At 70.5% G+C, this 25,652-nt stretch carries 17 protein-coding genes and 1 pseudogene; 11 read left to right on the plus strand and 7 right to left on the minus strand.

Annotation, left to right across the window (positions count from 1 at the left end; all coding sequences use genetic code 11):
- The first annotated feature begins 15 nt into the window (after positions 1-15).
- Positions 16-1,035 (plus strand): aldo/keto reductase, encoded by a 1,020-nt coding sequence (locus ABT063_RS01730; protein ID WP_351055049.1) that lies wholly within the window; start codon positions 16-18, stop codon positions 1,033-1,035.
- Positions 1,036-1,124: 89 nt separating this feature from the next.
- Positions 1,125-1,292 (plus strand): annotated as a pseudogene (locus ABT063_RS01735) (serine hydrolase domain-containing protein); the annotation flags it as partial.
- 394 nt (positions 1,293-1,686) lie between these two features.
- On the opposite strand, the gene ABT063_RS01740 reads toward ABT063_RS01735, so the two are convergent.
- On the minus strand, positions 1,687-2,613 hold the full coding sequence (locus tag ABT063_RS01740; RefSeq protein ID WP_351055050.1) for a hypothetical protein: 927 nt from the start codon (positions 2,611-2,613) through the stop codon (positions 1,687-1,689).
- Positions 2,614-2,744: 131 nt separating this feature from the next.
- On the opposite strand from ABT063_RS01740, the gene lanKC reads away from it, so the two are divergent.
- Complete coding sequence (gene lanKC / locus ABT063_RS01745; protein ID WP_351055051.1) at positions 2,745-5,321, plus strand: class III lanthionine synthetase LanKC; 2,577 nt, start codon at positions 2,745-2,747, stop codon at positions 5,319-5,321.
- A gap of 58 nt (positions 5,322-5,379) precedes the next feature.
- Complete coding sequence (locus ABT063_RS01750; RefSeq protein WP_351055052.1) at positions 5,380-5,508, plus strand: SapB/AmfS family lanthipeptide; 129 nt, start codon at positions 5,380-5,382, stop codon at positions 5,506-5,508.
- A gap of 99 nt (positions 5,509-5,607) precedes the next feature.
- On the opposite strand, the gene ABT063_RS01755 is transcribed toward ABT063_RS01750, so the two are convergent.
- On the minus strand, positions 5,608-7,308 hold the full coding sequence (locus ABT063_RS01755; RefSeq protein ID WP_351055053.1) for a VanW family protein: 1,701 nt from the start codon (positions 7,306-7,308) through the stop codon (positions 5,608-5,610).
- Positions 7,309-7,583: 275 nt separating this feature from the next.
- Here ABT063_RS01755 and ABT063_RS01760 point away from each other — a divergent pair, with 275 nt between their 5' ends.
- The 3 genes from ABT063_RS01760 (at position 7,584) to ABT063_RS01770 (ending at position 9,837) form a co-directional block, all read left to right on the plus strand.
- On the plus strand, positions 7,584-7,796 hold the full coding sequence (locus ABT063_RS01760; protein WP_351055054.1) for a hypothetical protein: 213 nt from the start codon (positions 7,584-7,586) through the stop codon (positions 7,794-7,796).
- 360 nt (positions 7,797-8,156) lie between these two features.
- A complete protein-coding gene (locus ABT063_RS01765; RefSeq protein WP_351055055.1) occupies positions 8,157-9,392 on the plus strand; it encodes a cation:proton antiporter in 1,236 nt (411 codons plus the stop codon).
- On the plus strand, positions 9,379-9,837 hold the full coding sequence (locus ABT063_RS01770; RefSeq protein ID WP_351055056.1) for a CBS domain-containing protein: 459 nt from the start codon (positions 9,379-9,381) through the stop codon (positions 9,835-9,837). The genes ABT063_RS01765 and ABT063_RS01770 overlap by 14 nt, the downstream gene beginning before the upstream one ends.
- A 112-nt stretch (positions 9,838-9,949) precedes the next feature.
- Here ABT063_RS01770 and ABT063_RS01775 read toward each other — a convergent pair whose 3' ends face one another.
- Positions 9,950-10,963, minus strand: coding sequence for a PucR family transcriptional regulator (locus tag ABT063_RS01775; protein WP_351055240.1), 1,014 nt, complete (start codon positions 10,961-10,963; stop codon positions 9,950-9,952).
- Positions 10,964-11,302: 339 nt separating this feature from the next.
- On the opposite strand from ABT063_RS01775, the gene ABT063_RS01780 reads away from it, so the two are divergent.
- Complete coding sequence (locus ABT063_RS01780; RefSeq protein WP_351055057.1) at positions 11,303-12,784, plus strand: SulP family inorganic anion transporter; 1,482 nt, start codon at positions 11,303-11,305, stop codon at positions 12,782-12,784.
- A 201-nt stretch (positions 12,785-12,985) separates the two neighbouring features.
- Here the strand turns inward: ABT063_RS01780 and ABT063_RS01785 are convergent, their stop codons facing one another.
- On the minus strand, positions 12,986-14,893 hold the full coding sequence (locus ABT063_RS01785; RefSeq protein WP_351055241.1) for an NAD-binding protein: 1,908 nt from the start codon (positions 14,891-14,893) through the stop codon (positions 12,986-12,988).
- A 508-nt stretch (positions 14,894-15,401) separates the two neighbouring features.
- Here ABT063_RS01785 and ABT063_RS01790 point away from each other — a divergent pair.
- The 3 genes from ABT063_RS01790 (at position 15,402) to ABT063_RS01800 (ending at position 22,982) form a co-directional block, all read left to right on the plus strand.
- Entirely contained in the window at positions 15,402-15,842 is a 441-nt protein-coding gene (locus ABT063_RS01790) for a hypothetical protein (protein ID WP_351055058.1), read from the plus strand.
- 114 nt (positions 15,843-15,956) lie between these two features.
- Positions 15,957-18,002 carry a flotillin family protein gene (locus tag ABT063_RS01795; protein WP_351055059.1) on the plus strand — a complete coding sequence of 682 codons (2,046 nt, stop codon included), beginning with the start codon at positions 15,957-15,959 and terminating at the stop codon, positions 18,000-18,002.
- A gap of 90 nt (positions 18,003-18,092) precedes the next feature.
- Entirely contained in the window at positions 18,093-22,982 is a 4,890-nt protein-coding gene (locus ABT063_RS01800; RefSeq protein WP_351055060.1) for a DNA repair ATPase, read from the plus strand.
- Between the two features lie 147 nt (positions 22,983-23,129).
- On the opposite strand, the gene ABT063_RS01805 is transcribed toward ABT063_RS01800, so the two are convergent.
- The 3 genes from ABT063_RS01805 to ABT063_RS01815 all read right to left on the minus strand — a co-directional run bounded on the left by ABT063_RS01805 (position 23,130) and on the right by ABT063_RS01815 (position 25,518).
- Positions 23,130-23,321 (minus strand): hypothetical protein, encoded by a 192-nt coding sequence (locus ABT063_RS01805; RefSeq protein ID WP_351055061.1) that lies wholly within the window; start codon positions 23,319-23,321, stop codon positions 23,130-23,132.
- Between the two features lie 140 nt (positions 23,322-23,461).
- Positions 23,462-24,898, minus strand: coding sequence for a flotillin family protein (locus tag ABT063_RS01810; RefSeq protein WP_351055062.1), 1,437 nt, complete (start codon positions 24,896-24,898; stop codon positions 23,462-23,464).
- Positions 24,899-25,002: 104 nt separating this feature from the next.
- The gene (locus tag ABT063_RS01815; protein WP_351055063.1) at positions 25,003-25,518 is read right to left on the minus strand and encodes an NfeD C-terminal domain-containing protein; all 516 of its coding nucleotides are present in this window, start codon (positions 25,516-25,518) and stop codon (positions 25,003-25,005) included.
- Positions 25,519-25,652: the final 134 nt, after the last annotated feature.

Raw genomic sequence — 25,652 nt, forward strand, 5'->3', positions numbered from 1 at the left:
TGGAGGAACACGGTCATGCAGTACCGCACCTTGGGCCGCACCGGTGTACAGGTCAGCTCCCTCGCGCTCGGCGCGATGAACTTCGGCGAGATCGGGCGCACCACCCAGGACGAGGCCACCGCCATCGTCGACGCCGCCCTCGATGCCGGGATCAACCTCATCGACACCGCCGACATGTACAGCGGCGGCGAGTCGGAGGAGATGGTCGGCAAAGCCATCGCCGGCCGCCGCGACGACATCGTGCTGGCCACGAAGGCGGGCATGCCCATGGGCGAGGAGCGCAACCATCGGGGCAGTTCGCGCCGCTGGCTGGTCACCGAGCTGGACAACAGCCTGCGCCGTCTCGGTGTCGACCACGTCGATCTCTACCAGATCCACCGGTGGGACCCGAGCACCAGCGACGAGGAGACACTGTCGGCTCTGACCGACCTGCAGCGCGCGGGAAAGATCCGCTACTTCGGCTCCTCGACCTTCCCGGCCTACCGCATCGTGCAGGCCCAATGGGCCGCCCGCGAGCATCACCTGAGCCGTTACGTCACCGAACAGCCCAGCTACTCCATCCTGCAGCGCGGGATCGAGACCGACGTCCTGCCCGTGACCGAGCAGTACGGGCTCGGTGTGCTGGTGTGGAGCCCGCTGGCCTCGGGCTGGCTGTCGGGCGCGATCCGTGAGGGCCGGGAGACAACCACCAGCCGCTCCACGTTCATGCCGGAACGCTTCGACACCGCCATCCCCCACAACCGGGCCAGGCTCGACGCCGTCGAGCAGCTGGCCAAGGTCGCCGACGAGGCCGGCCTGACCATGATCCAGCTCGCGCTCGGTTTCGTGACCGCGCATCCCGCCGTGACCAGCGCGCTCATCGGCCCCCGCACGCTCGACCACCTGCACGCGCAGCTCGCCGCCGCCGACACCGTGCTCTCCGCCGACGTGCTCGACGCGATCGACGCGATCGTCGCTCCCGGCACCGACCTGGCCGCGCACGAGAAGTACGACACTCCGCCCGCGCTGCTCGATTCGTCACTGCGGCGCCGCTGATCGGCCGGGGGACAGCGTCCACATCCCGGGTCGGGTCAGGGCCCTTGTGATGGATCTCCGCAGGAGAAGGAGCGGCGTTCGGGGCGAGCGTGCGCACCGCCAACCCCGCCGACCACACTCGGCTGCGGGCACTCCTGCGACGGCTGACCACGGTCGACGGCGGGCCCGGAGCCCTCGTCGAAGTACGGGACCGGCGCGGCAGCGTGGTGCTGACCAGCGGCGTCGCGGACGTGAAGAGCCACGCGCCGGTGCGCCGCGACAGCAGGTTCGGGATCGGCAGCATGACCAAACCGTTCGTGGCGACGGTCATGCTGCGCCCGGCCCAGCTCCGGGAGATGACGAAGACCCGGCCGACCGGCAACCCGGACGGCCGGGCGTACGGCCTCGGCCTGGAGAGCAGGCCGCTGCCCTGCGGCGGCCTCTACTGGGGGCACACCGGCGACATCTTCGGGTACGAGACGGCGGGCGGCGCCACGTGTCGACGGCGGGCAGGCGACGGTCATGGTGAACCTCGGTCCGGGTGGTTCGGACGCCCAGAGCGACGACATGAAGGCCGCCGTCCAGACGGCGGCTCTGCGAGGGCCGGCCATCGACCTCTCCGTAGCGCGCGTGGCGCCGACCCGCTCGGCGGCTCCACGTGTGCGTCGGCCCTTACCTGCCGCGTGAGGTCAGGCGTTTCACCTCCTGGGCGGCTTCGTGTGCTGCCTGCTCGGCCCGGGCCAGGGCATCGGCGGCCGTATGACGGCGTTCCTCGGCTTCCCGCTGTTCTTGGTCGGCGCGCTGGAGCGCCTCGCGGGCCTGCCGCAGCTGCTGCTCGGCCGCGGACACCTGCTGACGGGCCCGGCCGTAGTCCTCCCGTGCCCGTTGCAGCGACGCGTCAGCCTCTGCTTGTTCGGCGCGCCGGTCGCGGAGGCGCTGCTGGGCGGCCTTGGCTGCGCCGCGGGCCTGATCGAGCTGCTGCTGCCTCCGGCGGCGCCGCTCGGCGAGTTCGTCCTTCGTCTGTGCCCGCGACGCGGGCGAAGCGGCCGGCCTGGGCGGCTTGCGCGGTGGGCCGGCCGTCTCGGCGGTGCTGGACGCGAAGGATGACGGCGGAGTGAGGGCGCTCTCCAGGCGGCCGGTGGCCCAGCGGTCCGCCGCGTCCTGATCGGCGAGCACGGCGCGCAGCGTGGACTCGACGTCCTGCTGCGCCGTGTCCGACAGCCGATGCCCGGCCTCACGAGCGAGCTGGGCAGCCTGCCGGGACAGGCCGGAGACAATACGTCGGCGCTGCTCGGACAGCTCTTTGATCCCGCCGGGGTCCAGGGTTCGGTAGGCCTCGCGCAGCTCCCGGCCCAGCCGCAGGAACTGCTCGCTCTCACCCGGTCGCGAGCGCAGCAGCAGGTTCGCCGCCCAGGCCGCGAGCGTGGGACGGCGGGCGGCATGGATCCGGCGCGCGTCCTCGGCACGGCCGGCCGCCCTGGCTTCGGCGGCCAGCTCCTCACGACGGGAGACGAAGCCGGGCGGCGGCGTGGCGTAGAGCTCGTCGAGAACCGCGTCCACGTCGTGCCCTGTGCCGCCCCGCCCACCCTTGCGCTGCATGATCCTCAGACTCCACCGAGGTGGTATATATGGGCTGAATTACGTGATCAAGCCATTACCAGAAGCTACACGAGAATGCACCGAATATCGGTCTGATTCGATAAGCGTTCGGATAAAAGGAGCAGTCGGGGTTGGACAAGCGGTATGAGGCCTACTGCCTGACCGACAAGTACTTCTACGACATGCCGGATCGTCTCCCCGCGGACGCGGTCTTCGCTGCCGTTCGGCGCCCCGTTCCCGCTGGGTGGCAGGCCCACCGCAGAGGGGACTGGTTCCAGCTCGCTCCGGGTGGCGGCGTCCGCCCCCTCCAGGGGTGGAAGGTCCATGTCTCGGCCACCGTCCACGATGCCGAGAAGACCGCAGGCGATCTATGGGACTACTGCGTCCCGAGGAGCGTTCCGTTCAAGCTCGTACGCGGCCCGCGGCTGCTGCACCTGCGTAACAGCAAGTACGCCGCCCGCGACGGCAGCGGGAAGTTCGCGACCGTGTACCCGGCGGACGAAGAACAGCTGCACAGCGTGCTCACCGGGTTGCACGCGATCCTCGGGGGCCGCCCGGGCCCGTACATTCTCACTGATCTGCGATGGCACGAGGGGCCGTTGTACGTGCGGTACGGCGCCTTCGCGCAGCGCTCCTGCGTCAACGAGCACGGCATGCTCGTCACCGCGATCGAGGACCTCGAGGGGCGGCTCGTACCCGATGACCGCAGGCCGGTGTTCCAGGTACCGGCCTGGGTGACGCTCCCGCCCTTCCTGAAGCCGCACCTGGCCGCGCGCAACGCCACGGCACTCGGCGAATTGCCGTACCGCATCGACAAGGCCCTGCATTTCTCCAACGGCGGAGGGGTGTATCGCGGCACGGACACGCGCGACGGACGGCAGGTGGTGCTCAAGGAGGCGCGAGCGCACGCGGGGCTCGCCTCCGACGGCGCCGACGCGGTCGCCCGGCTGGAGCGGGAGCGGGCAGCGCTGGAACGGCTCTCCGGGCTCGGCATCGCCCCCGAGGTGCGCGACTGGTTCGGTCTCGGCGATCACCGCTTCCTGGTCATGGACTTCCTCGAGGGCCGCACCCTCAACTCGTTCTTCGCCGAACGTCTTCCCCTGCTCGCCGCCGACCCCGCGCCCTCGGCCGTCGCCGACCACACGGCCTGGGCGCTACGGATCCACCGGGCTGTGGAGGAGGCGGTCGAGGCCGTCCACAGCCGGGGGCTGGTCTTCAACGACCTGCACATGTTCAACATCATGGTCGCCCCGGACGAGCGATCGGTGTCCCTCATCGACTTCGAGGCCGCCGCCTCGGCATCGGAGCACGGCGGCCAGGTCGTCGCACACCCCGGCTATGTCGCACCGCCCGACCGTACCGGCACCGACGTGGACCGGTACGCGCTGGCCTGTCTCCGCCTCGCCCTGTTCCTGCCCCTGACCACGCTGCTGGCCATCGACCGGAACAAGGCGGCGCACCTCGCGCAGGTCGTCACCGAGCACTTCCCCGAGGTGCCGCGGCAGTTCCTCGACACGGCGGTCGCCGAGATCACCCGTACCGCCGGCCGGCCTTCTTCACCTTCCTCCTCCCGGCTGCCCGAGCCGGGCGACTGGCCCCGCGGGCGGGACTCGATGGTGCGCGCCATCCTCGCCGGCGCCGACCCGGACCGCGACGACCGGCTCTTTCCGGGGGACGTGGCCCAGTTCGCCGAGGGCGGCGGACTCGGCCTGGCACACGGTGCGGCCGGAGTGCTCTACGCCCTGGCCGAGGCCGGGGCGGAGCGGTACGAGACAGGCGAGCTGTGGCTGCTCGACCACACCGACCCGGTTCCGTCCGGGACCCCGCTCGGCCTCTACGACGGTATGGCAGGCATCGCCCTCGCCCTGGACCGCCTGGGGCACAGGGAGCGGTGCCTCGACCTCACCGAACGCCTCCTCGGCGAGAACTGGCAACGGCTCCCCTCCGACCTGCACGCCGGCCTGGCAGGGATCGGCCTTCTCCTCGACCACCTGGCCCGCACCACGGGCGAAGGGCACTTCCACGAACGGGCCGACGAAGCCGCCCGGATCATCGCCGACCGCCTCACCGAAGCACCCGCGCGCCACCGTGCCGGACTGATGCATGGCGATACCGGGTCCGCACTCCTCTTCCTGCGCCTGTACGAGCGCACGGGCGCCCCCACCCTGCTCGAACTCGCCGGCGCCGCCCTGCGCTCGGACCTCGCGCGCTGCGTCCGTACACGCCAGGGCTCACTGGAGGTAAATGAAGGCCGGCGCACCATGCCGTATCTCGGGGCGGGAAGCATCGGTATCGGCGCCGTCCTGGACGACTACCTCGCCCACACGACCGAGCCAGAAGCCGACGCGCTGGCCGAGGCCCGCTCCGGCATCCTCACCGCCGCCCAGCCGCGCTTCTGCGTCCAACCAGGCCTCCTACGGGGCCGGGCCGGCATGATCTGGTACCTCGGCCGCACCACCGCTCCCGGCGTCACGCCCGAGACACTGCGCGCCCAGGTGGCCGCCCTCGACTGGTACGGCATGGACTACCAGGGCGGACTTGCCTTTCCGGGGGAGCAGATGATGCGGCTCTCCATGGACCTCGCCACCGGAACGGCCGGCTGCCTGCTCGCCCTGTCCACCGCCTGCGGTGAACGCCCGGCCCAGCTGCCCTTCCTACCGCCCCTGCCGGCGACCCGAAGCCGGCTCCACACCCCCGTGGAGCCCTGACTGCACCCCGCGACTCGCGAGTGTGCAGGTGTCCACAACCACAAGGAAGGAAACCAACATGGTCCTGCTCGACCTTCAGGGTCTGGAACCCGAACAGCACACCGACGAAGACCCCGGCGCCATCCCGAACAGCATCGCCAGCGTCGTCCTCTGCAACAGCGCCGCCAGCATCGCTTTGTGCCTGTGACACCACGACAGGCGCACCGACACACGCCCGGTTCCTGATGATCGTTCCGGGCGAGCCCACTTCGCGGAGGGCCCGCCCGGGTCGGCAGAGGTCGCCCGCTCATTCGCAGGTGATCTCGTCACGCGGGACGTAGCGGGTGCGGAACGGCTCCCGCTTCACTTCGCGACCGTCGTTGTAGAAGACCCGCTCGACGGTGACGTCGAAGCCCTCGAGCGGGGTCTGCGGCACGCATTCCTTGTCGGTGCTCACCTTCTGCGCCGGCTCCTTCACCTCGGTGCGCGGACCCTTGACCGACCTGATCTCGTCGTACTTCTTGGTGCCGAGGAAGGTGACGGTCACGGAAGTGTCGGTGGACTCGGCCTGGATGTAGATGGCGTTCCCGGAGTCGTTGGTGAACCTGAGATCCAGGCTGCCCCAGGCGACCGTCGCCTCACGGCCCTCCGGGTAGCGCTCGATGTAGAAGGAGTGGGCCCCGTACTCCACGGGCTTGACCCCGGCGAAGTACATCGCGTTGAACACGGTCGTGGCCACGGCGGAGACACCACCGCCGGACGCCTTGGTGAACTGGTCGTTGAGGATGATGATGCCCTCGCCGAAGCCGTTGGCCTCGGTCCGCTCCCCGACGGTCCGGTTGAAGCTCCAGGTCTTGTTCGGCATGACGACGGAGCCGTTGATGAGTTCCACGGCCCGGCCGACGTTCTTCGTGCGGTACGGAGCCGGTTCGAAGTTGACGGTGAAGGAGGACATCTTCTCCGTCAGCCCCAGCCGCGCGGCGTTCTCGCGGGTCACCTCCGGCTGGGTCTTGCGCGTGGCCACTTCGCCGGTGCGGTCGGTGCCCGACTTGGTGAGCAGCGGCAGCACGGCCTTGCTCAGCGCCTTGTCGGTGACCTCCTGGCCGATTCTGCCGTCGGCGGCCACCTCGACCTTGTCACCGTCGAGCCGCAGCCTGGCGTTTTCGGCCTCGCCGGCGACGTCGGCCAGGGGGCGGGCCACCTCGGGGGCGGCGAGCAGGCCCTTGCCGTCGAGCTTCGGTATCAGTCTGCCGGTGTCGTCCGGCCGCATCGTGAGGTAGTCGCTCAGGACGCTCTGGTCGATCGTGAACCGCTGGCCGCCCGCGGTGAGCGTGACGGGCGCCGACACGGCCGGTCGCGCGAACTCGCGCACCGCGCGCCGTACCTCTTCCGCCGTGACCTTCGGCTTGGTCTCGCGGGCGGGCAGGGCCGTGACCGAGTCCGCCTCGCCGCGCAGGAAGGAGGTGCGCAGGGCGCCGATCGCGGCGTTCACGTCCAGCGCGTGCCCGCTGCGCGGAGCGACCTGCTCGACATGGCCGTCGGTGAAGGTGACCGCGCCGTCGCGGACCTTCTGATCAAGTGTCTTCGACAGCTTCCCGAGAGCGGCGCGGGTCTTGTCCTCGTCGACGCGTACGACCGGCTCGATGTCACCGCCCGAGCGGAAGAGCCCGCCGATCGCGCTGAACGGATCGGCTCCGGTGCGTGCCGCCCGGTCGACGGTCTGCCGGGCGTCGAAGGTGAGCCCGGCCCGCTGCGGATCGACCGCTCCCCTGCGGTCGCCGACCTCCACGGCCAGATCCCGTGAGCCGGACGCCGCCAGGTGCTTCTCCAGCTTCCGGGTGGCCTCCGCACGGCTCAGGCCCCCGATGTCCACACCGCGCACGGTCGTACCCGCGTCGATCTCACCGCCCGTGAGCAGCAGACCGGCGAGATACAGACCGCCGACGCCGACGGTCAGCGCACCGCCGACCAGGGCGAGGGGCGGGACGGAGGCAATGCGGGAGCGCATGAGTCTCCAGGGTGATCGAAAGGATGGTGCACCCGATGACGCGACACTGTGCGCGGGGCAAGCACACCAAGCTACCCATAACCGGCAGTAAAGGCGTATGTCCCACGTCACGCCAGACCCTCCAGGCAGCCACGAAGAGCAGCCGCCCCTGTGCCGACGGCGGACGTCCTGCGCCGCACTCCGTTCAGTGCTCCTGTTGCGCCGTTTCTCGCGCATTACGCCCGGGGATTCTTCAGGCACCGCCCATCCAAAACTTGAATGAAACGAGGGTATTCATGCCCTACATTCGGCAGCGACTGACCATCTTCACCATTTCCGCCGTGGCGGTCGTCACCGCCGGCCTCGTCGGCAGCAGCCCGGCCTCGGCCCTCGACGTAAAAACCAGATTCTGCACAAACGGAAGCGCGAACGTCGAGGTCGGCGGGACCCAAGTCCAGGTCGCACGTGGCGCGCAAGACGACTGCGTCAGGTTCGGCGTCACGCTTTGACGTGAGTGGTCCGGCTGGTGATGTGCCGGGCGCCCGGGGAGGCGAGGAAGTATGCCGTATCGGCTATGTCCTCGACCGTGCCCGGGCGCTTGTGTGACTGCGCCGTACGAGCCGCCGCCGCGCTCGGCTCCGATCGAGCCGATGCTGATGATGGAACTGCCCGGTGACCGACGTTCGACGACGCACGATCCCCGTCGAGAGTTGAGCGAGTTCTTCACAACGCCCCGCACGTTCGTGCCACTCCGGTGCGCATTCGTGATCTGTCAAAGACGCATCAAGAACAGGTAAGGTGCCGCTTGGTGCGCCGGGAAGCCTGGTCGGCAAATAGGGGACATCTCTCTTCCGATCGGGGCGTGCTCCATGGTGCTCGTGGTGGTCTTCGGAGTCGCTCTTCTGGTGGCGGTGCTGCTGTCGGGCCTGGCGGCGCGCACCGTGCTCTCCACCTCCTTCCTCTTCCTGGTCGGCGGCGCACTCGTCAGCGACGGCTTCCTCGGCCTGATCCACATCACGCCGGAGAGCGAGATAGTGTCCGCGACGGCCGACCTCGCGCTCTTCGCGGTGCTGTTCACCGACGGTATGCACGTCTCGCTGGCCAAGCTGCGAGCCAACTGGAAGAACCCGGCACGGGCCCTGGGCCTGGGTATGCCACTCGCGTTCGTCTTCATGGCCCTGATCACTCACTTCCTGGTGGGTCTGGACTGGACGACGTCGTTCCTGGTCGGCGCGGTGCTCGCACCGACCGACCCGGTGTTCGCCTCGGCGATCGTGGGGCGGACCGAAGTCCCGGCGAAGCTGCGGCAGTTGCTCAACGTGGAGAGCGGCATCAACGACGGTCTCGCGCTTCCCGTGGTCCTCGTACTGATCGCTGCCGCCGGTCCGACCGCGGACAGCGCGGATGCCTCCGGCACGACGATCGCCGCCGAGCTGCTGCTCGGCCTGGCCTTCGGTATCGCGCTGCCCCTGCTCGTCAGCGGTCTCGCACACTTCCGGCTGCTGGGCGCCGAGCCGAAGCTGCAGCCGCTGCTGCCGCTGGCCACCGGCGTCATCCTCTACGCCGTCTGCCATCTGACCCACGCCAACCCGTACCTGGCGGCGTTCTCTGCGGGCGCGGCCCTGGCGCACGTGTCGCAGGAGGCGAAGGAGTCCTTCGAACCGCTCGGCGAAGCACTGGCGGAACTGGCGAAGTTCGCGGCGCTGCTGGTGTTCGGCGCGCTGCTGACGCCACAGCTGTTCGGTGACCTGTCCTTCGGCGGTTACGTCGCCGTGATCCTCGCGATCGTGCTGATCCGGCCGGCATCGCTGTTGCTGTCGCTGATCGGCACGAGCCTGACCCGCAAGGAGAAGCTGGTGGCTGCCTGGTTCGGCCCGAAGGGCTTCGCGTCGGTGGTCTACGGGCTGCTCGTGCTGCAGGCCGGGATACCGCAGGGCGAGGAGGCGTTCACGCTCATCGCCGTGTGCATCGCCTTTTCGATCATCGCGCACAGCTCCACCGACGTGCCGATCGCCCGCCTCTTCCACGTCGACGACCTCGCCGGTGTACCCGGCGGCGCCCGAGCACCCCGTACCGCCAAGGAGGCCGACCATGTCGGCACATGAACTCGCCGAGCCCTACCCGTATGTGTCCACCGACGACGCCGCCACCGACGCGGCCCTGCTGCTGGCCGAGCACAAGCTGCCCGCGCTGCTGGTCGTCGACCCCGACGAGCAGCCGTACGCCATCGTGCCCGGCTCGCAGCTCGTCGGGCAGCTCGTGCCCGAGTTCGCCCTGGCAGACCCGCACCTCGCCGCCTCGATGGACGACCGGGACCTCGACGAGGTGCCGGACGAGCTCGCCGGGCTCACGGTCGCAGAGTGGCTCCCTCCCCGCAGCTTCCGGCCGCCGACGGTCGGCCCCGACGCAAGCGTCATGCACATGGCGGCCCTGATGGCGCGCACCCACACCCCGCTGGTCGCCGTCGTCGAACGCGTCGGCGACCGTAGCCAGTTGGCGGGCGCAGTAACGGCCGCCCGCCTGATGCAGCGACTCGTCGGAGGATCGTGAACGACGCCGGCGTCGTCGTGCTCGGCATCGCCGAACGCAGCCGCCGGCCCATCTCCTTCCGGCAGTTCACCAAGTACGGCCTCGTTGTAGGCCACTTCCGGTCATCCAGCAGTCAGACGTCGCTGTCAGGCCAGCCCAGGAGCCTTGCGCCGATCACCGCGGTCTGCAGGGTGTAGCGGTGGTCGGAGTCGGCTGGATTGGCGCCGGTGAGCTTGTGGATGCGCTCCAGGCGGTAGGTGAAGGCGCGCACGCTCAGATTGAGGCGGCGGGCCGCCTCGGCCGCGACGCACCCGGAGTCGAAGTACGCGCTCAGCGTTTCGACGAGGGGTTGGGCACCACCGCGCGCACTCTGCAACGGACCCAGAGTGTTGCGCACGAGGTCGGCCATGGCCTGCCGGTCGCGGGTCAGGACCGGATAGACGAGGAGGTCGGCGGCGCGCAGCACCGGCTCGCGGAGGTGCAGTCGGCCGGCCAGGTCGAGGGCGTTGAGGGCTTCCTCGTAGGAGTGAACGACGCCTCCGGCACCCGGGTGGGGGCGTCCGATGGCGGCCTGGCCGCCGTCGGTGGCCGCGTGCGCCTGTTTGGCGAAGAACGCCAGCACGTCCTCCTGGTCACCGGGTGCGACGCAGACCAGTCGCCCGTCCTTCGTGGTGAGCAGGATGCGCCGCTCGCCGAACCGGCCGACCAGGGCCCTCTCCACCTGCCGGGTGGCCGGGTGGAGGTCCTCGACCGGCTTGCTGCCCTGGGCGACGGCGACCGCGTGCGCGCGGGACAGGAGCAGCCCGAAGCGCTCCGCGCGCTCGGCCAGGCGGCCGAGGTCGCTGCGGCCGTACAGCAGGTCGTCGATGAACTCCCGCCGGACTGCCTCTTCCTGCCGTACGGCGAGCCGCTGCGCCCGTTCGTGTCCCTCGGCGAAGGCGTCGATCGCCTGCTGGACGGCGGCGAGCAGGTGATCTCCGTCCGCAGACGAGAGGACGGGCAGGCTCTCGCGGGTCGCGGACAGGTGCCGGCTGACGAGGGCCCGCAGCCCGAGACCGGCCTCGGCGGCGCGCTCCCCCCGAGCCCGAAGAGACTCCAACTCGTCCCGAGTGAGGCGGCGACCGGTCTCGCACACCTCGGCCAGCATCTGGGCGTACCCCTCCAGATACTCGTCAGGTATCGCCCGTCCCGTCACCCGTCCCCCTCTGCACTTGACGCCTTGCCGGCGTCTTCCTGACGCACGCCGGACAAGAGTGGCAGACACCGGGGCGGTGAGAGAGCCCGGCACCCCGCGCCGGTGGCCGGTGGTCGGTGGCCGGTGGCCAGTGGCCGGTGGCCAGTGGCCGATCTAACATGGCGATCTTTGGTCTTGTCTTGACGCGATCCATACGGCATCTTTGCTCGCGGAGTGCCGGGAAGCCTGGTCGGCAGCTCGGTCCGTCGTGGGCCGAGCTTTTCAGCATGCTGTCGACCGAAGTGGGAGCCGATGTTCCAGCGCGTCGCCAAAGAGATCCTTTCCGGCCTGACTGTGGCGATAGTGGCCCTGCCACTCGCGATCGCCTTCGGCATCACCGCGACCGGCACCTCCGAAGGCGCGCTCGTCGGACTCTACGGCGCGATCTTCGCCGGATTCTTCGCGTCGCTGTTCGGCGGTACGCCCGCCCAAGTGACCGGCCCCACGGGCCCCATCACCGTCGTCGCCACCGGAGTCATCGCCGCGCACGGACTCGAGGGCGCGTTCCTCGCGTTCATCATGGCCGGCGCGTTCCAGATCCTGTTCGGACTGTGCAGGCTCGGATCGCTCATCCGCTACATACCCCACCCAGTGGTGTCGGGTTTCATGGGCGGGATCGCACTGATCATCATCCTGGGCGAACTGGACCAGGTGCAGAGAAGTTTCCTGGTGGCAGCAGGAACGATCGTGCTCATGCTCGTGTCCACACGAGTGATCAAGTCGATTCCGGCGAGCCTGATCGCGCTCGTGATCATGACCGTGATCCTGCGGCTCGCGGACTCGGTGCTGCAGGACGTGCGCGTCGGACCGGTCTCTCTCAACGCGGGGATCGACTACATCGGCCGGATCCCGGAGTCGATTCCCTCGATCACCATTCCCGAGTTCAGCGGCTCGCTGATCCTCACTCTCCTCCTGCCCGCGCTCAGCATCGCGCTGCTGGGCTCGATCGATTCGCTGCTGACCTCGGTCGTCATGGACAACATCACCGGCAACCGGCATCACAGCAACAAGGAACTGATCGGCCAGGGACTCGGCAACGCCGCCAGCGGACTGTTCGGCGGCCTGGCCAGCGCCGGCGCGACCGTCAGGTCCGTGGTCAATGTCAAAAGCGGCGGCCGCACCGCGCTGTCCGCGGCCACGCACAGCGTCATCCTCCTCGTCCTCGTGGTCGGCCTCGGGGCTGTCGTGCAGTACATCCCACTCGCGGTGCTGTCGGGGATCCTGATTCTCACCGCCTTCGGCATGTTCGACTGGGAGAGCCTGCGCAAAGCGCATGTCTCTCCCAGAGGTGACGTCGCCGTGATGTTCGCAACGATGATCGTCACCGTCCTCTTCGACCTGACCGTGGCGGTCGCCGTCGGCGTCGCCCTGGCGCTCATCGTCCACGCCGTACACTCGCGCCGGCGCAAAGCCTCGATCGTCCAGGACGACACCGACACCTACCACATCGAGGGACCGCTGTCGTTCCTGTCCGTCGACCGTGTCTTCTCCACACTGCGCAACGACCTGCCGGGCCTGTCGCTGAACCTGAAGAACGTGACCTACATCGACATGTCCGGGGCGAAGGCGTTGCTGACCTTCATCGACCACTCGCGCAAGTCCGGCGTCGAACTCGGCATCAAGGACCTGCCGCCGCATGTCGAGAGCAGACTGATCGCACTCGCGAACGAGGAACAACGGGAAAAGCTCGACACCATCGTCGAAAACCGCCTGGCCCCCGAACCCACCACCTGACCACCGCCGCGGCCCAGAAGTGATCCTGCCCGCCGTGCTCGACATCGCACCGGTTCCGGTGCGATGGCTGCCGTGGGGTTGGCGCTGGTGATGGCCGTCTTCGTGGCATGGGGCCGCTTCGGCCCCGAGTCCTTCACCGGCTGACCGTTCAGGTCAGGAGCACCCCGGTCGGCGCCAAACTCGCCAATGCGCCTGGTGGCCTCACGGTCCCGTGGCGCGCGGCCGGGTCCGCGGGTGGACTCCCAGGAGTTCGGCAAGGCCCTGGCGGGTGGCGGCGAGGACCACGCGATCCTGCGGGCGCAGGACGTAGCCGGGGTGCAGGTCCCAGACGAGGCCGCTCGGGTGTTCGGCGCCCTCGTCCGACGGCGTTGCCGCCAGGTCGGGCAGGCGTTCGTCAGGGGCTGCGGAGTCGATGGCCAGGACGCGCCACGCGCCGGGGCTGAATGACTCGGCGACCGTGCGGCCTTCCAGCCGCGGATGCCTCGCCACGTCGAGCGCGGCGAACACGAGGACTCTGCGCTCGACGGGGATCGCGCCGAGGATCCGGCGGCCCATCATCGCCCCGGCGAAAGCGGGTGCGGCGAGGGTGGAGACGCTGCGGCTGCGGGTGAGGGCCCGGGGGTGGGCGGCGCGGAGGGTGCGGTAGACGGCGGTGGCGAAGTCGTCGTCGAACAGGCGCAGCGACACCCGCAGGCCGGGCTGCACGGACCGGGCGTAGAGGGCGGCTTCGAGGTTGGTGGTGTCGCCGCTGGTGACGGCGAGCAGCGCGTGCGCGCGGTGGATTTTCGCGGCCTCGAGCACACCTTCCTGGGTGACGTCCCCGATCACGGTGGGCACACGCTGTCGGCGCGCCAGCGGGATACCGCGCGCCTCGGGGTCCTCTTCCACGCACACCACCGGGATGCCGAGTTCGCACAACCGGGCCAGGACGCGGGTGCCGACCTTGCCGAGGCCGAGCAGGACGACATGGCCGGACAGACCGCGCGGCGGGCGGCGCAGTGCGGAGGCGGTGCGGAACGTACCGAGGCCTTCCAGTACGGCGGCGAGGAGGACGGGCAGCAGGAGCAACCCGGCGAATCCCGACAGGAGTTGGAGGACCTGGCGGGCCGGGGGTTCGCCGGTTGCCGGGTCACCGATGGCCAAGAGGTCGAGGAGGGTCACGTAGGCGGCGTGCAGCGGATGATCGCCGGTGGTGAAGTAGGCGGCCACCGCCAGACCCAGGACGCTGAGCATGAGACCGGCCAGGGACCAGCGCAAGCGGCGTGAGAAGAACGAGGCGAGCGGCAGGCCGCGCCCCGCGAGGCGGCCGGGCGGACGTGTGGGTCCGGCGTGCGTGACGGTCTCCAGGACGATCGTGCCGCGCCCTCTGGCGACGGCGACCGCGCGGTCGTCCGGCAGCAGCAGAGGGCCGTCCTGGCCACTGGCGTCCGAACCCTCCTCCCCCGCCGGGTCGTTGGCGGTGGAGGAGAGCAGGGCAAGCGTGCACAGGCCGGGGTCGGCGACCTCGCCGCGCCCTGGCGGGGTGCGTTCCACGGCCCGCAGCAGCAGCCCGTCCGCCTGAACGACCTTGCTGGTGCCCGCGACGGCCGTGGCCACCAAGGCGGGCGCCGCGGTGTCGGCGTCCGACAGGACGGTGGTGGAGGTGTCCAGGGCCTCGGGGTCGAGACCGGGTGACGCGACCGCGGCGGCCTGGTCCAGCAGGTCCGCCAGGTGCTGGCCCAGTTTGCGGTCGTAGAGCCGGATGACCAGGCGAAGGCGGGGGTTCAGGCGGCGGGCGGCGAGCGCGGCGCGGATGTTGGTCTCGTCGTCGTCATGGACGAGGGCGAGAGCGTCGGCCCGTGCGACACCGGCCTCGGCGAGAGCCTCCTCGTCGAGGACAGGTGCCTGAAGGACGCGGATGCCCGGCGCCGCCTCGGAGTTGGCGGTCCGGTTGACGACCGCCTGCGTCCGGGCAAGCAGGGCCGCTACCCGCGCCCGTCCCACGGTTCCGTTCCCGGAGTCGGTGGTGGCAGGGAGCGACGGCAGGACGACGGTGACCCGCATGCGGTACAGCTCGCGCAGCTCGGCGGCCAGGCGCTCGGCGAGGGCGTCGTCGCCGCACACCACCATGTGGCCCGGCAGCGCCGGATGCCGGGACTGGTCCGGAAGCAAGGGCCCGCGCCTCACCGTGTGGTCCTCCGTCCGCCGATGCCCGTCCGGTCGGCGCCGCCGCGAGACGGACCTGCGTCCGCTCGCCCGTCCACCGCTCGGCGACTCTCCCCCGTGCCACCGTACGCAAGTCGGCTCACCTCTACTCCTTCCCGGAAACCGGTGTCGGTCCGGTGACGACGGCGAAGTGCGAGCCGCCGAGACCGGGACTGATCATGACGCAGTGCGGGCCAAGCAGCGACGGCCGGCTCGACTCCCTCCCGGTCGGCCCACCCCCACCCTCCCGGATTCGGCCGCGGCGTCGCAGTCCGGCATCAAAGGCATGTCAAGACTGCCGGAACACGGCAATGCGGTGTGAGCCGATGCCAGGTCAAGATGGTTCGGCCAGACCATGCAGGCAACGCCGATGCCGTGACCTGGCAACAGTGATGGTCACCGGGACCGCGGACCTACGCTTGGGGGTGAGGAGATGGGGCAGGTCATCGACGCCGCCTCGCAGTTCCCCACCCTCATCTTCACCTCGGCCCTCGTGGTCGCTCTCTGCTTCTGGCTTCTGGTCCTGCTGGGCCGGGCCGACGTACGCGCCTTCGATGCCGACGCTCCCTCGCTGGCCAGGACACTCAGGGGTGCGCCGCTCACCGTCGCCGCCTCCGTCCTGATCACGAGCGCCTGGCTCGCCGGCCTTGCCGGAATGGTTCTGATGAACCGGGCAGGCCTGACGGGGCTCGGCGGTGCCGTGGCCCGCGTCGCGCTGCTCGCGCTGTCCGTGCTCGTCGCCTGGTGGGTGACGCGGAGCGTCGCGGCCCCGCTGGCCAAGTTGTTCCCTGAGGAACGACCGGGGGCGCGCCCGCGGAACTTGGCGAGCAGCGCCCCGTTCGACCCCGGCAGTCGTCGCCCCCCTCGCATCTGAGCCACCGCCTGCCCGCGGTGGAAACGCAAGGCCGCGCCTGACGCACTGTGCGCGCCCGAACGGGCCACCACGTCGCCTGAGACGTCAACTCTTCGCAGACTTCAAGGATTTCCTATGGATGCCACCACTGTGGGCATCGGCGTGACCGTCGCCGCTGTCCTGCTCGTCATGGTCGCCGTGCTGTTCGTCGTCTCCCGCCTGTTCCGCAAGGTGGAGCAGGGCAAGGCCCTGATCGTCTCCAAGCTGCGGAAGGTCGACGTGACCTTCACCGGGCAGGTCGTGCTGCCGGTGCTGCACAAGGCCGAGGTGATGGACATCTCGGTGAAGACCATCGAGATCACCCGGACCGGCCGGGACGGGCTGATCTGCCGGGACAACATCCGCGCCGACATCCGCATCTCGTTCTTCGTGAAGGTCAACAAGACCGTCGAGGACGTCATCAAGGTCGCCCAGGCCGTCGGCACGGCACGGGCGAGCGACCGGGACACGCTGCAGGAGCTGTTCCACGCGAAGTTCTCCGAGGCGCTGAAGACCGTCGGCAAGCAGCTGGACTTCACCGACCTCTACACCAAGCGCGAGGAGCTGCGGTACCGGATCATCGAGGTCATCGGCGTCGACCTCAACGGCTACCACCTGGAGGACGCGGCGATCGACTACCTGGAGCAGACGCCGCTCAACCAGCTGGACCCGGCCAACGTCCTGGACGCCCAGGGCATCCGCAAGATCACCGAGCTGACGGCCGTCGAGCACGTGCGCACCAACGAGTTCCAGCGCCACGAGGAGAAGGAGATCACCCGGCAGAACGTCGACGCCCGCGAGGCCATCCTGGAGCTGGAGCGCCGCCAGGCCGACGCCGAGATCAAGCAGCGCCGGGAGATCGAGACCGTCCGGGCCCGTGAGGAGGCCGAGACGGCTCGGGTGGTGGAGGAGGAGCGGCTGCGGGCGCAGTCCGCGTTCCTGAGGACAGAGGAGCAGCTCGGCGTGCAGCGGGAGAACCAGGCCCGCGAGGTCGCCGTCGCGCAGAAGAACCGCGAGCGGGTCATCGCCATCGAGAACGAGCGCATCGAGAAGGACCGCCTCCTCGAAGTCATCGCCCGCGACCGGGAGACACAGCTGACGCAGATCGCCGCGTCGAAGGAGGTCGAGGCGGAGAAGCGGGACATCGCCGAGGTCATCCGCGAACGCGTCGCCGTGGACCGTACGGTCGCCGAGCAGGAGGAGTCCATCAAGAAGCTGCGTGCGGTGGAGGAGGCGGAGCGGCAGCGGCAGGCCGTGATCATCGCCGCCGAGGCCGAGGCGCAGGAGTCGCTGGTCAAGGACATCAAGGCCGCCGAGGCCGCCGAACAGGCCGCCGTCCACCGCGCCGCCGAGGAACTGACCCTGGCCGAGGCCCGGTTGAAGAGCGCCGACCTCGACGCGCAGGCCAAACTGCGGCTCGCCGAGGGCGTCCAGGCGGAGGCCGCCGCCGAAGGCCTGGCCGCCGTCCAGGTCCGTGACAAGGAGGCCGAGGTCATCGAGAAGGCCGGCCGTGCGGAGGCCGAGGCCGCCGAGGCGCGCATGCGGGCCGAGGCGGAGGGCGCCAGGGCGAAGGCGCTCGCCGAGGCCGAGGGCATCGGCGAGAAGCTGAAGGCGGAGGCGGCCGGCCTGACCGAGAAGGCGGCGGCGATGGCCGCGCTGGACGAGGCGTCCCGCGGTCACGAGGAGTACCGGCTGCGGCTGGAGGCGGAGAAGGAAGTCCGGCTCGCCGGTCTGGACGTGCAGCGGCAGGTCGCCGAGGCGCAGGCCACGGTGCTGGCGACCGGGCTGGAGAACGCCGACATCAACATCGTCGGCGGCGAGTCGGTCTTCTTCGACCGGCTGATGTCCTCGATCGCGCTCGGCAAGGGCGTGGACGGCTTCGTGCAGCACTCCGAGACGGCGCAGGCGCTGGCGAAGCCCTGGCTGGACGGCACGGCGAGCTTCACCGACGACCTCAGCCGCGTCCTCGGCTCGGTCTCCACGGCCGACGTGCAGAACCTGACCGTCTCCGCGCTGCTGATGAAGCTGATGAAGGCCGGTGGCGCGAACACCGGGCAGGTGCAGCAACTGCTGGACAAGGCGGGCGAGTTGGGCCTCGCAGACGCCTCCCTCGCCGCCCTGAACGGCAGCGCCAAGGTCTGAACCGACCCGCGGTCCGGAGCCGCCGCACAGGGGACGGCGGCTCCGGACCCGCGTTTTCTCTCCGAATTCCTGTTTCCTGAGAGGGATCCCATGACCACCGGCCTGGACACCGGCACGTACGAGGTACTGCGCGACCGCCTCACCGCGCAGGCCGCCGAACTCGCCCGCCGCGCCGAGGAGCTGAACGCCCGCCGCATCGAGGAGTTCGGGGCGATGCGGATGGAGCTGACGAGCACCGAACGGCTGCGTACGGAGCACGCCTGCCTGCCCCGCGATGTCGTCTCCGTCGGCGACGTGCTGCTCTTCGGCCGCACCACCGCCGGCGGCCCGGAGCCGGAGGCGGCCGTGGCCGACGTCTTCGCGCTGTACGACCGCGACCTGAACCGACTGCCCGGCGACGCCGTGCCCGGCCTGCTCGACGACGCCGCCTTCGTACGGGAGTTCGCGGCGCTCCACCGCTACTACCGCCAGGCCCGTCTCCTCCAACTCCGAAGCGTCGACGGCAAAGTGCTCGCCGTCTTCCGGACGGGAGAGAAGGCGGACGACATCCGCGTCCTGCGCTGGGCGCTGTCCGACGACGGCCGGGTGAGGTTCCTCGACGCACGCGGTGAGCGCGACCACGTCTTCCCGCCCTCCCACGACTTCCAGTGGCAGGAGACGACCCGCGAGGACCATGTCCTCGGCCGCCACCCGCACGTGTCCGTCGCGGGTGAGATCTACGTCGAGACGCTCGGCGGCACGCTCACCGTCAAGGTCGACAACGACACCGAGACGGACGACGGCGTCTACCACGAGCCGGTCGAGGAACCGCTGCAGTCGCTCGCCGACGCGGACATCGCGTACGCGCGCGTGGGCACACTGATCCTGCTGCGGATCCGCCCGTACAAGGAGGAGGACCACCGTCACCTGGTGTTCAACACGCTCACCAGGACGGTGATCCGCCTCGACGGCATCGGGCGGGCCTGCCGCCGCCTGCCCGACGACCAGGGCATCGTCTTCCCGGGCGGCTACTGCCTGGCGACAGGCACGTACAAGACGTACGAACTCGACACGGACGGCCTGGAGTTCGAGCGCGAGGTGCGCTCGCCCAACGGCGAGGACGTGCTGTTCGCGTTCCACGCGCGCGTGGAGGGCCGCAGCCTGCTGCTGCCGTACAACACGATCCGCAAGGAGGTCGCCACCCCGCTGTCCTGCCACGGCTGGGCACTCTTCGACGACGGCGCCCTGATGGTGCTGCGCACCGACGGCGAGGAGCCGGCCCGTGTGCACCCGATCCAACTGTGGCACTCCCCCTACGTCTCCGACACCCATGCCGCCGCGCAGCCGACCGGCGACGGTCCCCTGGCCCGCGTCGGCAACGCAGACCTCGTCCGCGGCATCTCCGACTGCCTGTCCCTCACCCGCGCCGTCACCGACACCACCCCGACGACCGAGGTGTACGAGGCGCTGGCCGCCGCCTGCGTCCGGGTGGCGGACTCCCACCACTGGCTCGGCGACGCCGGACTCGGCGACCTGGGTGCGCCGCTCACGCAGGTGCGGACGACCGCCGAGCAGGTGCTGGCCGAGTTCGAGACCGTTCAGGCGTTGACCCGGCAGGCCGCCGACGCGCTCGGCGAGGCCGCCACCCGCGTTGCCGGAGTCGTACGTCGGCTGCGTGGCGAGGTCCCGCGCGGTGCCGCCGAGTGGGTGGCCGGTCTGACCGAACTCCGGCACGCCCAAGGACACTTGCTCACGCTCAAGGAGATGCGGTACGCGGACACCGCCCGCATCAACGAGCTGGCAGCGGACGCCGAGGCCGACCTCGCCACGTTCGGGCAGCGGGCCGTCACCCACCTGGCCCGCGAGGACGCCTTCGCCGGCCACCACGCGGACGTCGAGCGGCTCGTCGCGGACGCCGAGTCGATCGCCACCGTGGCCGAGGCCACGCCCGTCGCCGACCGCCTCGACGAACTCGCCGACGGGCTGAGCACGGTGACCGAGGTCGTCGCCGGGCTCGACATCGGCGACGCCACCGTCCGTACGTCCATCCTGGAGCGGATCGCCGAGGTGCTCGGCGGCGTCAACCGGGCCCGCGCGACCCTCGACGCCCGCCGGCGCGAACTCCTCGACCGGGAGGGACGCGCCGAGTTCACCGCCGAGTTCGCCCTGCTCGGCCAGGCGGTCACCGGCGCGCTCGCGTCCGCGGACAGCCCCGAGGCGTGCGACGAGCAACTCGCCCGGATGCTGGTGCGGGTGGAGAACCTGGAGTCCCGGTTCGCCGAGTTCGACGACTTCCTCGGCGAGCTGGCGGACAAGCGCGACGAGGTCCATGAGGCGTTCTCGGCCCGCAAGCAGACTCTCGCCGACGCCCGCGCCCGCCGCGCCGAACGCCTGGCCGACTCGGCGGCACGCGTCCTGCGGACCGTGGCCCGCCGCGCCGCCACACTCGCCGACGCGGACGCCGTCGCCGCGTACTTCGCCTCAGACCCGATGCCCGCCAAGATCCGCCGCGTCGCGGACGAACTGCGCGAGCTGGGCGACCACGTCAGGGCGGAAGAGCTGGACGGCCGCCTGAAGGCCGCCCGCCAGGAGGCCGCCCGCGCCCTGCGCGACCGCACCGACCTCTACGCCGACGACGGCCGCACGCTCCGCCTGGGCAGTCACCGCTTCGCCGTCAACACCCAGCCCCTCGACCTCACCCTCGTCCCGCACGGTGACGGTCTCGCCTTCGCCCTGACCGGCACCGACTACCGCTCCCCCGTCACCGACCCGGAGTTCGCCGCCACACGCTCCTGCTGGAACCGCCCGCTTCCCTCCGAGTCCCCCGAGGTCTACCGCTCCGAACACCTCGCCGCCCGCCTCCTCGACGAACACGGCCCCACCGCCCTGGCCGAGGCCGGCCTGCCCGCCCTCGTCCGGCGGGCCGCGGAGGAGGCGTACGACGAGGGCTACGAGCGCGGTGTCCACGACCACGACGCGGTCCTGATCCTCACCGCCCTCCTGCGCCTGCACGAGGGCGCGGGCCTGCTCCGCCACGAGCCCGCCGCCCGCGCCGGCGCCCAGCTGTTCTGGGCGCACGGCACGACGGCCGAGGCCCGGCAGGACTGGCAGCGGCGCGCGATGTCCCTCGCCCGCGCCCGGGACACCTTCGGCCTGACGGGCGCGATCGACGACCTGCGCCAGGAACTGGCGGAGGCGATGGTGGGGCGGGGCGCCGCAGAGGCCGCTGCCGGCGCCGGCTACCTCTTCGATGAACTGACCAGCGGCCCCGAAGGATTTGTCATCAGCGCCGGCGCCCGCACGCTGCTCGACAAGTTCCGCCGTACGGTGGGCACGTCGGCCTACGACGAGGACCTCGCCTCCCTGGGGGACCTGGACGCGCGCCGGCAGCTCGTCGAGGCGTGGCTGTCCTCGTACGCCGCATCGACCGGCGCCGGCGTCACCTCCGGTGACCTGGCCGAGGCGGTGGCCGCCGAGCTCTGCCCCGACCTGGCCCGCTACGAGTCCGACGCACCGCTGACGGAGACAGTCGGGGGCCTGCTCGGCACCCACCCGCGCATCCACGGCCGTACTCTCACCGTCCGCGTCGACGAATTCCTCGCCCGCACCCGTGACTTCCGCGCCCACGACGTACCCGAACACCGCGCCTACCAGCGCCACCGCACCACTGTGCTCACCGCCGAGCGGTCCCGTCTCCGCCTGGAGGAGTACCGCCCCCGAGTGATGTCCGCGTTCGTCCGTAACCGCCTCATCGACGAGGTGTACCTCCCGCTGATCGGCGACAACCTCGCCAAGCAGCTCGGCACCACCGGTGGCTCCAAGCGCACCGACACCGGCGGCCTGCTGCTGCTCATCTCCCCACCGGGCTACGGCAAGACGACACTCATGGAGTACGTCGCCGACCGCCTCGGCCTGATCCTGGTCAAGGTCAACGGCCCGGCACTGGGCCGTGCCGTCACCTCACTCGACCCGGCCGAGGCCCCGAACATGACCGCCCGCCAGGAGGTCGAGAAGATCAACTTCGCGCTGGAGGCGGGCAACAACACCCTCCTCTACCTGGACGACATCCAGCACACCTCACCCGAGCTGCTGCAGAAGTTCATCCCCCTGTGCGACGCCACGCGCCGCATCGAGGGCGTGCGGGACGGCGAGCCACGCACCTACGACCTGCGCGGCAAGCGATTCGCCGTCTGCATGGCCGGCAACCCCTACACCGAGTCCGGCAGCCTCTTCCGCGTCCCCGACATGCTCGCCAACCGCGCCGACGTCTGGAACCTCGGCGACGTCCTGACCGGCAAGGAGAACGCCTTCGCGGTCAGCTTCATCGAGAACGCCCTCACCGCCAACCCCGTTCTCGCCCCGCTCGCCGACCGCGACCGCGCCGACCTCGACCTGCTCATCCGCCGCGCCGGCGGCGATTCCACGGCCCGCACCGACGCACCGGCCCACCCGTACGCCCCCGCCGAGCTGGAGCGGATCCTGGCCGTACTGCGCCATCTGCTCACGGCCCGCGAGACGGTCCTGGCGGTCAACGCCGCGTACATCGCCTCGGCGGCCCGGTCCGACGCCACCCGCACGGAGCCGCCCTTCCAGCTCCAGGGCTCGTACCGCAACATGAACAAGATCGCCCAGCGTATCCAGCCGGTCATGAACGACGCCGAACTGGCGGCGCTGATCGACGACCACTACACGGCCGAGGCCCAGACCCTCACCAGCGAAGCCGAAGCCAACCTGCTCAAGCTCGCCGAGCTCCGCGGCACGCTCACCCCCGATCGGGCGGCACGCTGGGCAGAGGTGAAGGCCGCCTACGTCCGCACCCAGACCCTCGGCGGCCCGGAGGACGACCAGCTCACCCGCGCGGTCGCTGCCCTCGGCCTCCTCGCCGACCGGATCGCCGCCGTCGAGTCGGCGATCAACCGTGCCGCCGACCCCCGCACCCTCATCGCCAACCCCACGGCTCGGCACGCGTCCCGGCCGGTCCCTGGCCACGGAGAGCCCTGAGCTGCCGCGCACCCGTCCGGCGGAGCCGCCCCGCGCAGCGCGGTGTTCCGTGGCGTGCTGCTCCTCGGAACGCCGGTGCTGCGCAGCCTGGGGGCTCGTGGAGCTCACCGCCGCACGTAGGCCCCGCGCCGACTGGCCTGACGGCCATTACTTGGGGCTCAGCGTTCCCGCGGCGCCGAGGAGGTCGTGCAGGAGGTGCGAGGTGATCACACCCCTGACGCGGATGCCCCACGGGGTCGTACGATCACGGACCCGCCTGTGCGCCCAGCCGCGCAGCGAGGCGATCGCCAGGGGCAGCACGAACACCGCCCAAGCGACCAGCCAGATCCACAGGAGCACGTCCCACACTCCACGTCCGGCAGCGGCCGAACGACGTCTGCGGCCACCTGCCGACCGCCCGCACACGCCGACGCCCCTCCGCGCGTGAGCCCGGGCGGTGTGGAAACCGCCCGGGCTCACTCCACCGGCCACGACCAGTGTCAGCCGGTGATTTCGATCTTTCCGTTGGCCTCGGCGGGCGCCTTCGTCGTCGGCTGCGAGCCGTCGTCGGATCGCCGGGTGATGCCCTTCAGGAGCTCGGCGAGGTCGACTCCGGTGGTGGAGCTGAGGAGTTCCATGCCCTGGGCGACGTTGTCGGCGACCGTGCGGGAGAGCTGGCTGGCGCCGTCGGTGGAGATCACCGTCATCTTGTCCACCGCGCTCAGCGGCTCAGAAGCCTTGGCGACCACCTGCGGCAACACCTCGACGAGCATCTGCAGCACGGCCGCGTCGCCGTACTGGGCGAAGGCGTCGGCCTTCTTCCGCATGGCCTCGGCTTCGGCGGCGCCCTTGGCGCCGATCGCGGCGGCCTCGGCCTCTCCCTCGATCCGTACCGCGTCGGCGAGCGCGCCGCGGTGCGCCTTCTCGCCCTCACCGGTCAGCCGGGACCGCTGGGCGTCCGCCTCAGCCTGCTTGACCAGGGCGATACGGCGGGCCTCGGCCTCCTGCTCGGCCTGGTAGCGGGCGGCGTCGGCGGGCTTGCGGACCTTGGTGTCCAACTCGCGGTCGGTCAGCGCGGCCTGCCGCTCGGCGACCTTCTCCTGCTCGCTGAGCACTTCCTGCTGCCGCGCCGCCTCGGCCAGCGGACCGGCGGCGGCCGCGCGGGCCGCTGCCTCGTCGGTCTCGGCCTTGATCTCGGCCTGCTTCAGCGCGAAGGTCCGCTGAGCGATCGCGATCTCCTCCTCGGCCTTCAGCCGGGCCTGCTCGGCGGCGCGCCGGGCAACGGCCTCCGCGATGTCGGCCTCCTGCTTGGCCCGCGCCGCCTCCGGCCGGCCGAGGTCCTCCAGGTAGGAGCCCTCGGTGGTGATGTCCTGTATCTGGAAGGCGTCCAGCACCAGGCCCTGCCCGGACAGGCTCGCCTCCGCCTCCTCGGCCACCTGGCCCGCGAAGGCGGCCCGGTCGCGGATGATGTCCTCCACCGACATCCGGCCGACGATGGCGCGCAGCGCGCCCGACAGCACCTCCTGCGTGAAGCCGACAATGCCGTCCTGCTGCATCAGGAACCGCTGCGCGGCGGCCCGGATCGAGTCCTCGCTACCGCCGACCTTGACGATCGCGACGCCCTCCAGGTTCGCCTTCACCCCGCGCAGCGTGACCGCCCCGCGCACCGCCACCGGAATGTGCCGGGAGGAGAGGTCGAGGGTGAACTTCTGCTGGACGAACGGCACGACGAACACGCCGCCGCCGACCACGACCTTCTGGCCGCTGTTGTCGGTGAAGACTCGGCCGGTCTCCGGATCGGTGGCCGTCTTGCCGCGCCGCCCTGTGACTATGAACGCCTCGCTCGGGCCCGCCACCTTGTAGCGGGTGATCACGACGAGTGCGAGCAGGACGAGAAGTACGACTACGCCTATCACGGCGATGACGACTGGACTCATGGCGAATTCTCCTCAGCCCTCCCAGGGGACGGCAGGTCGATGCGGGTTCGGTGGATGAAAGGGCACGGTGGGTCGGCCCCGGGTGTGAACAGCAGCGCGGTCGGTCAGCGTTCAACCGGGCGTACGGACACCGCGGTGTGCGACAGCGCCTGCTCGACCCAGACCTCGGCTCCTCGGGCCACTGAGGTCGAGCTCTTCGCCGCGAGCTTCACCGGCTGGCCGGCCAGGTGGACCAGTACCTCGCCGTATCCGTCGGCCGGAATGGCGGTGACCACGGATCCCGGGACGCCGATCAGATCATCGTCGCGAGGTGCGACGCCGGACCGGTCGCTCATCAGGGCACGGCTGAGGCGGTACGCGAGCCAGCCCGTGGCGGCTCCGGCAGGCACTCCGATCGCGGTGGCACCGACCGCGCCCACGCCGGTGGTTCCCATGGCGATCGCACCGGAGAAGCCGAGCATGGACACGAATCCGGCGATGACCGGAAGCGACAGGAGTCCGTCGAAAAGTCCGTCCAGCACGCCGACGCCGTCGAAGAGGCCTTCAAGAACGCCGTCGAGGACGAGAGACAGCACAAGGAGCACGACCCCCGCGATGCCAAGCCCCAGAAACCAGGCCATCCGTGATCACCGCCTCTCCTCAGCGTCACCGCGCCAGTGAACGCATACTCACATGGGAGAGACGGTGGTCACATTGCCAGGTTCCGGCAGTCTTTACGCGACTTTGATGCCGTGTTCTGCGGGCAGCTCTCCTG

Source organism: Streptomyces sp. NPDC002838, from assembly GCF_040295365.1.
Classification (GTDB): domain Bacteria; phylum Actinomycetota; class Actinomycetes; order Streptomycetales; family Streptomycetaceae; genus Streptomyces.